The organism is Neisseria sp. P0021.S007 (genome assembly GCF_051956855.1).
Genome location: NZ_JBQCXA010001742.1, coordinates 1 through 440, shown reverse-complemented (window position 1 = coordinate 440; position 440 = coordinate 1). Strand labels below are relative to the sequence as shown.

1 protein-coding gene is annotated in these 440 nt (G+C 57.5%); it reads right to left on the bottom strand.

Annotation, left to right across the window (positions count from 1 at the left end):
- Nucleotides 1–63: 63 nt before the first annotated feature.
- The coding region (locus tag ACTHUR_RS21225; protein WP_440400784.1) for a hypothetical protein at nt 64–440 on the bottom strand (377 nt) is incomplete at its 5' end.

Below are 440 nucleotides of genomic sequence, written 5' to 3'. Positions count from 1 at the left end.
GGACAATGCATCGCCACCAACCACAACATCGACCACAACAACCCAAAAGAAACCACAAACCGTCTAAAACAAACAAACAACACTCAAAAAATAACCACCCCAAACAACCAAACCCCACTCTAAAACCCCGCACCCGAAACAAGACCAAATGACCACAGCCAAAAACACCACCACAACCAACACCAAAACAAAAAACAAAACAAACACCCACACCAAAACAACACAAAACACCAACAAAAACCCCACAACCAAAAAAAACCCCCAACCCACACCAAAACAACAACCCAACCCACCACCCCAACCAAAACACCCACCCCAAAACCCCCCCCCCCAACCCCCCACCCCCCCCCAACCCCCCCCCCCCCCCCCCCCCCCCCCCACCCCCCCTACCCCCCCCCCCCCCCCCACCCCCCCCCCACCCCCCCCCCCCCCCCCCCCCC